Here is an 8,378-nt window from a genome sequence, read left to right as displayed (position 1 = left end):
TCCATAGGAGCATAAATGGGCGTACCTGCTTCTGCCCATACATCAATACCCAAATGCAACGATCTGTTCTCAGTATCTGAAAATACGTCACTCCGGCTATAAATAGTTCTGTTTTCACCATAACCACCAACTCCTACTTTGCAATTTGCTGAGGCTAGAGAACCAAATATATAATCATTAAAACTCTGTTCGTTATTCAAATCTACGTTGGCTAATGCGTTATTTTCTTTTGTAAAATCAAAAACGAAGTATGGCTCTTCATTAAAATTAAAAGGTGTAATCCTGCTGAATAAACCTTTGTTTCTATTCAATGCAGCTTCAATTTGATTCATCAGTTGTTCAATTTATAGTTGCGCAAAGGAAGGCAATTAAAAAAAGTTTATAAAGTAAGTAAGGGTATATGTTATCTGTTGTGTTATAAACATGAAAGCCATTCAGATGGGTGGATCAAAAAGAAGTAAATAAGTATATCATGAAACTAATTAAATCAAATTCTAGAAACGTAGCGCTAAGCATAGGCGTTGGTATTTTATCATTATTAATGTCTTCCTGTGCAAACGATGAAGTAAGTGAAGACCGCTCTGTATCAACTGATGTGGTTGAGTCGGAAGCGGAGATGGATGCCGTATTTGAAGATATTGACGATTTATCCAGTATTTCCCTTGAATCTGCTGAGACTAGTAGCGGAGGAAGAATGGAAGAACTTGATGATGATAGGTTGTGTGATGGAGTATTTTCCTATGAGGGCACGAAAGAGTCAGGCACCATTACGTTAGATTTTGGTGATGGTTGTGTGGATAGAAAGGGAAATGTCCGAAAAGGAATTATTACCATATCGCATACAGGTCGTTTCTTTGCGCCAGGCGGAATATCAGTAGTTTCATTTGTTGATTATTCTATTAATGACATACAGGTGGAAGGAACCAGAACCATTGAAAACATATCTGAAACATTAACAGATACCTTAACATTTAGTGTTACGCTTGTAGGCGGTAAATTAACATGGCCAGATGAAACCAGTGCTACACGCGAGGTAAATAGAATACGGGTTTGGGAAAGAGCATTAAATCCACTAAATGATAGGGTTTTAGTATCTGGTTCTGCATCGGGTATTACAAGAAGAGGAGTGGAATATACAGGACAGATAACAGAAGACTTAGTATTTGTAAGAAGTTGTAGAATTAGCAGAAGAGGAAAACTACCCGTTGCTGGCGTTAATGTTATCACAACAGCGAATAATATAATGACAATGTATTTTGGTGATGGTGAATGTGATAGAAATATACGAATTGTAATTAATGGTGTAAGTGATAATGTGATAGTTGAATAGTTGATAAATAAGCAGTGTTTGGTAACCACCGTTCTTTTAAGATCGGTGGTTTTTTTGTTATAAACATACATCCCAAATTGAATACATCTTTCTCATTAATTCCCATAACGGGAATGGAATGACTGATAAATACCTGTTTAATAGGTGGTTACTATAATTTTTTCTTTGGCATCGTTTTTATTTCCTTATAATTATATTACATTCATCTCAGAATCATGAAGTCAATATCTGTAAACACTAAGCTCTATTATTTACTCACTTATGCTGATGGTGAATTGCATGAGAAAGAGAAAGAGATGGGTGAAAAAATGTTGTGGCATGAGGCCATGAGTAAAGAAAATTTCAATGATCAGATTATTGCTTTGGAGAAAGAGAGTAAGGAAGCAATATTTACAGATTGCATGAAAGAGCTCAAATCATTTGATCAAAATGATCAGATTAACTGCCTCGCCTGGATGTGCCTAATCGCTAATGCCGATGGCTTTATGGATAAAAATGAGTGGGATTTAATTTATAGAATTTACCATAAGCACTTAGGTTTAACACTATCCGACATCACCGCACGCCAGAAAGAATTACACAAGTTTATCATGCAGTACAGGGATATTCCGGAAGCATCAGCTACACTTGCCAAACGACCTGAGCCTGAGGTGAAACAGGCTAGATTCAACCCTGAAAAAACCGATAAGCCAAAGCTTTCATTTCCAATGTAGTTTAATTCTTTGAGAAGAATTGTTGTATTGCATCTTCAGCTATTTTGTTTTGTGGTGTAAATTCTTTGCATGTTGGGCCACCCACAAAATGATGATTACTATGCCATTTCCATAAAAAACCACCACCAAACCAAGGCTTATTCCATAATTCAAAAGCTGCTTTATAGGCGTTGGCCTGAGCTAATTGATTAGTATTCAAATCTTTTGATTGATATTTCCAGTGGCCATCAGCTGCATAATCTGTACTCTTATAACCGAATTCTGTGAATAATATGGGCTTATCTAATCGTTTAGAAAAAATCTCCAACTCGTTAACGATTGGTTTCCAACCAGATTTCAGTTGATCAGTTGTAGGTGTTTTTTCTTCAGAAATTGGGAAATATGCATCAATTCCTATGTAATCCAAATCACTCCAAAAACTCACATTCTGATAATTATCCCAATTAGCGGCATAGGTGATTTTACCTTTGTAAATAACTTTCACATCCTTAATTAATCTTTTCCAAAACAAAGGTCTTTTTACAACAGCTTTTCTGTATTCTGTGCCAATGCAGAAAAGTGGTACATCCAGTGAGTCAGCTACTTTAGCGAACGTTAAAATGTACTCCCGATAACTATCTTCCCATACTTGCCATTCTTCATCAGAATTTAAATTAAAATCGCCTGCCCAGCCTTCGCCCAATACCCAGGTGTGTGGTTTCAACATCACATTAAGTCCCATTTCTTTAGCATAAATGATTGTTTGAATCGTTCCGGTTACACTTTCACCCCACCACTGGCCATTGTAATGAAATCGAATTTTCGGGTCACTTCTTTTAGTGAAGGAATAGGGGATGATGGCGACCCAATTCGCAGCGATACGATTGATGGGTTGATAAATTTCCTTGCCTACTTTGCTTTGTGGTGCAACTAAGCTAACACCGTTTATTTTAGCTGATTTATCACTATTAAAGCCTATTATAAGTGTGAGCAAAACGCAACTCACAATAAGGAATATCAATCCTGTTCTATTCATTTTTTGCTTAAACGGTGCTTATCCAAAAATAACACTATGAATGCAGGTAACACGGTTAGGTCGATGACCATCGCGAAAATTAGTGTAAGACTAATGAGCAAACCCGTGTAAAATGTTCCTCCAAAAGAACTAAGAATCAGAATTAAGAAACCTCCTGATAGAATAAGGCTCGTAACGATAATTGCCTTTCCAGTACTTAAGTAGGTTCGCTTGAGCGCATAGATTAAGCTTTTGTTTTTAAGTAATTCCAATTTCAATTTACTTGTAAAATGGATAGTGTCATCTACCGCAATGCCAAAGGCTATTGTAAACACAATTGACGTAGATAATTTGAGAGTAATACCAAAAAAGCCCATAATGGCTGCTACCATCATTAAGGGAATCACATTTGGTATGAGTGTTATTAAAACCATTCTAAAAGACCGAAACAGGAAACCTGCAATAATCGCTACAACACCAAATGCAATACAAAGGCCTTGGATCATATTGTCCGCGAGGTATTTATTATTCTTGTCAATTAATAACGATGTACCAGTTACTTGAGCATTAATGATTGAGGTATCTAAAACCTGGTTTTTATACCGGTGAAAATCATCTACTCTTTGCAGGCTTATGGCACTGCCAATATCATTCACCCAGCCACTTATTCTGCCAGTGTGCAAACTGTCGGCATAAAGCTGACCATCAAAATCACCTCTCTTTACCAGCCTTTTTAGATTACGGTCAAGTATTCGATCATAATTTTCGCCTTCAGGTAGCTTAAAATAGTCATTATCTCCACCATGAGTAGCCTGATTAAGTGTTTTAATTATTGTAGTCGGGCTTACTAATCCTCCAACTTTCACTGAATCCTTTAAATATTTTTCTAATTGACCAACTGACCGAGCGATTTCTGGTGATAATAATGTGTGGCCATCCGCCACTTCTAATTTCACTTCAAAGGGTCGTGAACCACCAAATTGTTCATCAAAAAATGTGAAACTCTGCTTTAATGGATCATCCTGCGGCAAGTCTTCAATAAGGTATGTGTTCACAATAATTTTGGATATTCCTAAGCCAGATACCACGATAATGCTTAAACAGATAAGTGAAATAAGTCTTCTATTTTTTATGACCCAGATAAATTTAGTTGAGAGAAATCCAATCCACTCTTCTTTATTTTCAGACTTCGTTGAAATTTTAGGCTCACTGATTAAAACCCAGACTGCAGGTAGCAGCATAAAGGCTACAATGAACGCAATAATCACACCTAATGCAGTGTACATTCCAAATTCTTTTATTGGGCCTATGCTGGCTGTAAGCAAGGTTAAAAAACCAATAGCAGTTGTAAGTGAGGTAAGAAATGTGGCTAAACCTACTTCTTTGATGGCAACCTTTATAGACTCATTTTTTGAATTGCCCCTTCTTAGATTTTCGATATACTTTGTCATAAGGTGCACCACGTCAGACATGCCCACTACAAACATGATTGTAGGAAGTAGTACCATAAGCAAGTCTAATTGCTTACCTGTGAATGCCATAAATCCAAGAATCCAGATGGTTGAAAAAAGCACAATAGCCAGTGGTACCAGCACACCCCAAAAACTACGATAAGCCAGTATTAAAAAAACCATGACCAGCAGAATAGAAGCGGTGATAAATTTCAAAAGCTCGTGCTGAATTTTATCAATAAATATTCCTTGTGCATAGAGTTTGCCGGCCATTGTATAACTATCGAAATTAAATGGCTCTATCTCTTGTAAAATTTCTTCTACAAACTCATCAGCAGATTGCTTCGAACTGAATTTTTTATGTTTTAACAAAACCAAAGTTGACTTCCCAGATTTTGAAATAAAGGTTTCTGCCAGCTCTTTTTGTTTGAACAGGCGAATGCTATCCTTTTTTAAAAGTTCTGGATCTTCAACATGTATAAGTGGAATTTCATAATAACCAGCCTGTGAAATAATGGGTTGTTTTATGTTTGTGATAGATCGCACAGCCCTTATTGAATCATGTTCTTCAAATTGTTGAGTGAGTTTATTAAGCTTAGTAATAAAATTAGGATTGAAAAGCCCATTATCTGACTGTAAACCTAACAGGAGGTAATCATTATCATTTTCAAACTTCTCCGCAAATTCCAGGTACGTGATTAAGTCAGGATCATCTACTGGAAAGAACTCTTCAAACACATAATTAAACCGCAGCTTTGGTAATTGACTTGCGGCAATAATTGTGATTATCACTACCAAAAAAATAGAAAGGAGGGCTGCTTTTTTTGTCATGATATGATTTTCATCATGGATAACATCATTGAATACAGAGTGTTCTCATAAAACTTATACATTTCTCCAAATTTCGAATTTTTAAACAGTGATAACGGCCAATATTTTTTTATTTTTGAATACCACTACAAATTTTTCTTTTTATGAAGCAATACCTTGAATTGATGCGTGATATTTTGGACAATGGAGTTCAAAAAGGGGATAGAACAGGAACTGGAACCAAAAGTGTATTTGGTCGTCAATTAAGGTTTGATTTAAGTGAAGGCTTTCCACTTGTCACCACTAAAAAATTACATATTCGATCGATAGTTTATGAGTTGCTTTGGTTTTTAAATGGTGATACCAATATCAAATACCTAAAAGATAATGGTGTGTCTATCTGGGATGAATGGGCGGATGAAAATGGTGATTTAGGACCTGTCTATGGGCATCAGTGGAGAAGTTGGCCAACTCCGCAAAACGGAACGGTTGACCAGATTACCAACGTGTTAAACTCAATTAAAAACAATCCTAATTCAAGACGGCATATAGTTTCAGCCTGGAATCCGGCAGAAGTAGATAATATGGCTTTGCCACCGTGCCACGCCTTGTTTCAGTTTTATGTAGCTGATGGTAAGTTATCTTGCCAGCTATATCAGAGAAGTGCGGATTACTTCTTGGGTGTGCCTTTTAATATTGCCTCTTATGCGCTACTGGTTCATATGTTTGCTCAGCAGTGCGATTTAGAACCTGGTGAGTTTGTATGGACAGGTGGTGATGTGCATTTATATTCCAACCACATTGAACAGGCAGAACTTCAACTCACTAGAGCGCCATTTCCACTACCTAGGTTGAATATCAAAAGAAAGCCGGAGTCTTTGTTTGACTATCAATATGAAGATTTCGAGATTGTAAACTACCAGGCGCATCCAACAATTAAAGCACCCATAGCTGTTTAATTTCGGCTAGTAGCTTGCCCGAGGTTTCGAGCGTAGCACTGTCAATGCGTTTGAAAATCTGCAGTCGGGCTACATTAGTTGAAAACACAGTTTCTGAATGTTTGAGAGTGTCATAGCTAATCTTATTTTCAGTAACATTAAATTGATTCATAATAGCTTTTCTCATAATTCCATGGATACAACCTGTATCTAAAGGAGGAGTAAACAACTTCGAATCTTTAATCCAGAACAAGTTGCTGGAAGAGCATTCGGAGATATTGCCATCAAAATCTGTTAAGACAATATCATCGAGGTTACGTTCGGTTTTTTCTATACCCGCCAACACGTAAGGGAGCGAATTCATTGTCTTAAAAGATGAAGATACTGAAGGTGATAAACGCACCTTATTACTTAATCCAACATTGGTTGATACCATAATTTCAGGCAATACATTGTTTTTAATGCTTATCAAAAAATCAAAATCGTTTGTGTTTATACTATAACCGACTTGATTTGGAGCTTCTTTACGCCAAACCATAAACTTTACTCTGCCAGACGTTATTGAGTTAGCTTCTAATATGTGTTCAATACTCTTTTTAAATAAATCAGAAGTAAGCTTGCTAGAGTTCAAGCCAATGGCTTTCATTGCAGCTGAAATGCGATTGTGATGTTGTTCTATAAACCTGATTTCATGTTGAAAAACCATGATGGTTTCAAAGACTCCATCACCAAATAGGAATGATCGGTTGTTAGGAGTTATGAATTTTTCCTCGTCTATTAATTTGTTATTGTAGATGTATTTCAAAATAAAGAGCTCTATATAAAATTCTGTCCTATGTAATTTGAAGTTTAAAATGAATATAAACCATTTATAATCAAAGCATCATCACGAAAGTAAAAATATAGTTAATATTGATACAGATAATTTACCATTAGTATGGCAGAAAAAAGTAGTGTTTTTGATATGATTGGCCCGGTGATGATCGGCCCATCAAGCTCGCATACTGCTGGGGTCGTTAGAATTGCCCGTGCGGCCATTAGAGTGTTGGGAGGTAAACCTGATGAGGCTATCATAACTTTCTATAACTCGTTTGCCAGAACCTATGAAGGCCATGGTAGCGATAAAGCTATCATTGCTGGGCTTTTGGATTATAAAACGGATGATGCACGTATTAAAACCTCCTTAGAAATTGCCAAAAAAGAAGGATTGAAATATACGTTTAAATCTGTGGGCAATGCTTCTACCATGCATCCAAATTCTATTAAACTCAATCTACAAAAAGGCGATAAGAAAGTAGAGATTATTGGCCAAAGTAAAGGGGGTGGGGTTATTAATATAGCAGAAGTGGACGGATTTGATGCCGATTTTTCAGCCAGTCTACATACATTAATTATTAAAGCAAAGGATACAAAAGGCTCTATTGCTCATATTTCAAGCATATTGTCGAACGATGATTGCAACATTGCTACCATGAGTGTATCAAGAAAAGGTAAGAATGACGAAGCCTGCCTTGTTATTGAAATGGACTCGGGCCTTAAACCTGTAACATTAGAATATCTTAAGAGTCTTAACTGGGTAAACCAGATAATTTACATTCCTGACATCGATTTATAACAGATACTATGCATCGAATTAAAATACTTCTATTTTTAGTATTCACTACTTTATGTGCTTCAGGCCAAGAAAATAATGTTTGGACATTACAGGAGTGCATAGATTATGCACTTGCAAATAACATAACCATTCAAAGAAGCCGTTTAGACCTAACAAGTGCTGAAATAAATTACAAGCAGGCGCAATTTAATAGACTACCTAATTTGAACGCAAATGGCTCATATGGGTTTAGCTGGGGTAGATCAATTGACCCGACTACAAACTTGTTCGTGGAAAATCAGCGAATTGTATCGTCAAATGCTAATGTGAGCAGTTCCGTTACTCTTTTTAACGGGTTCAACATTAATAATAATATCAAACAAAATGAGTATAGCTATAAGGCCACTGAAAAGACGGTAGAAGACACAGAGAATAACACAATACTCAATGTTGTTTCATTTTATACCAATGTGCTGTTTACCAAAGAGTTATTTGAAAACTCCAAAAAACAATTGGAATCAACTACTCAACAGGTTGAAATAACCCGA

General features: G+C 36.3%; 8 protein-coding genes and 1 pseudogene. 5 read left to right on the top strand and 4 right to left on the bottom strand.

The genetic code is table 11. The annotated features are described in order from the left end of the window. Positions 1-332 (bottom strand): annotated as a pseudogene (locus tag RLO81_RS12800) (peptidoglycan DD-metalloendopeptidase family protein); the annotation flags it as partial. A gap of 140 nt (positions 333-472) precedes the next feature. Here RLO81_RS12800 and RLO81_RS12795 point away from each other — a divergent pair. Together RLO81_RS12795 and RLO81_RS12790 are read left to right on the top strand one after the other, a co-directional pair. Further along, positions 473-1,330: a hypothetical protein gene (locus tag RLO81_RS12795; protein WP_350112125.1), complete on the top strand. Its 858-nt coding sequence runs from the start codon at positions 473-475 to the stop codon at positions 1,328-1,330. 215 nt (positions 1,331-1,545) lie between these two features. Continuing rightward, positions 1,546-2,043 (top strand): TerB family tellurite resistance protein, encoded by a 498-nt coding sequence (locus RLO81_RS12790; RefSeq protein WP_350112122.1) that lies wholly within the window; start codon positions 1,546-1,548, stop codon positions 2,041-2,043. 1 nt (position 2,044) lies between these two features. Here the strand turns inward: RLO81_RS12790 and RLO81_RS12785 are convergent, their stop codons facing one another. Beyond that, positions 2,045-3,058 carry a glycoside hydrolase family 113 gene (locus RLO81_RS12785; RefSeq protein WP_350112119.1) on the bottom strand — a complete coding sequence of 338 codons (1,014 nt, stop codon included), beginning with the start codon at positions 3,056-3,058 and terminating at the stop codon, positions 2,045-2,047. Then, positions 3,055-5,319, bottom strand: a complete 2,265-nt coding sequence (locus RLO81_RS12780; RefSeq protein WP_350112116.1) for an efflux RND transporter permease subunit — start codon at positions 5,317-5,319, stop codon at positions 3,055-3,057. Before RLO81_RS12780 ends, RLO81_RS12785 begins: the two co-directional genes overlap by 4 nt. Positions 5,320-5,462: 143 nt before the next feature. On the opposite strand from RLO81_RS12780, the gene thyA reads away from it, so the two are divergent. Continuing rightward, positions 5,463-6,257 carry a thymidylate synthase gene (gene thyA, locus RLO81_RS12775; protein WP_350112113.1) on the top strand — a complete coding sequence of 265 codons (795 nt, stop codon included), beginning with the start codon at positions 5,463-5,465 and terminating at the stop codon, positions 6,255-6,257. Here thyA and RLO81_RS12770 read toward each other — a convergent pair. Then, positions 6,235-7,041, bottom strand: a complete 807-nt coding sequence (locus tag RLO81_RS12770; protein ID WP_350112110.1) for an aminotransferase class IV — start codon at positions 7,039-7,041, stop codon at positions 6,235-6,237. The genes thyA and RLO81_RS12770 overlap by 23 nt on opposite strands. Before the next feature lie 132 nt (positions 7,042-7,173). Between RLO81_RS12770 and sdaAB the strand changes: the two genes are divergently transcribed. Next, the gene (gene sdaAB / locus RLO81_RS12765) at positions 7,174-7,851 is read left to right on the top strand and encodes an L-serine ammonia-lyase, iron-sulfur-dependent subunit beta (protein WP_350112107.1); all 678 of its coding nucleotides are present in this window, start codon (positions 7,174-7,176) and stop codon (positions 7,849-7,851) included. 8 nt (positions 7,852-7,859) lie between these two features. Continuing rightward, positions 7,860-8,378 (top strand): TolC family protein (locus RLO81_RS12760; RefSeq protein WP_350112104.1); only part of this gene is annotated, 519 nt, incomplete at its 3' end.

This window comes from Fulvivirga sp., assembly GCF_040220315.1.
Lineage (GTDB): Bacteria > Bacteroidota > Bacteroidia > Cytophagales > Cyclobacteriaceae > Fulvivirga.
The sequence above is the reverse complement of the archived record's forward strand: the minus strand, read 5'-3'. Positions and strand labels throughout refer to the sequence as shown.

Coding starts and splice junctions, on each gene's coding strand:
- sdaAB (WP_350112107.1), top strand. CDS start 7,174: ATGGCAGAAAAAAGTAGTGTTTTTGATATGATTGGCCCGGTGATGATC.
- thyA (WP_350112113.1), top strand. CDS start 5,463: ATGAAGCAATACCTTGAATTGATGCGTGATATTTTGGACAATGGAGTT.
- RLO81_RS12795 (WP_350112125.1), top strand. CDS start 473: ATGAAACTAATTAAATCAAATTCTAGAAACGTAGCGCTAAGCATAGGC.
- RLO81_RS12790 (WP_350112122.1), top strand. CDS start 1,546: ATGAAGTCAATATCTGTAAACACTAAGCTCTATTATTTACTCACTTAT.
- RLO81_RS12785 (WP_350112119.1), bottom strand. CDS start 3,058: ATGAATAGAACAGGATTGATATTCCTTATTGTGAGTTGCGTTTTGCTC.
- RLO81_RS12780 (WP_350112116.1), bottom strand. CDS start 5,319: ATGACAAAAAAAGCAGCCCTCCTTTCTATTTTTTTGGTAGTGATAATC.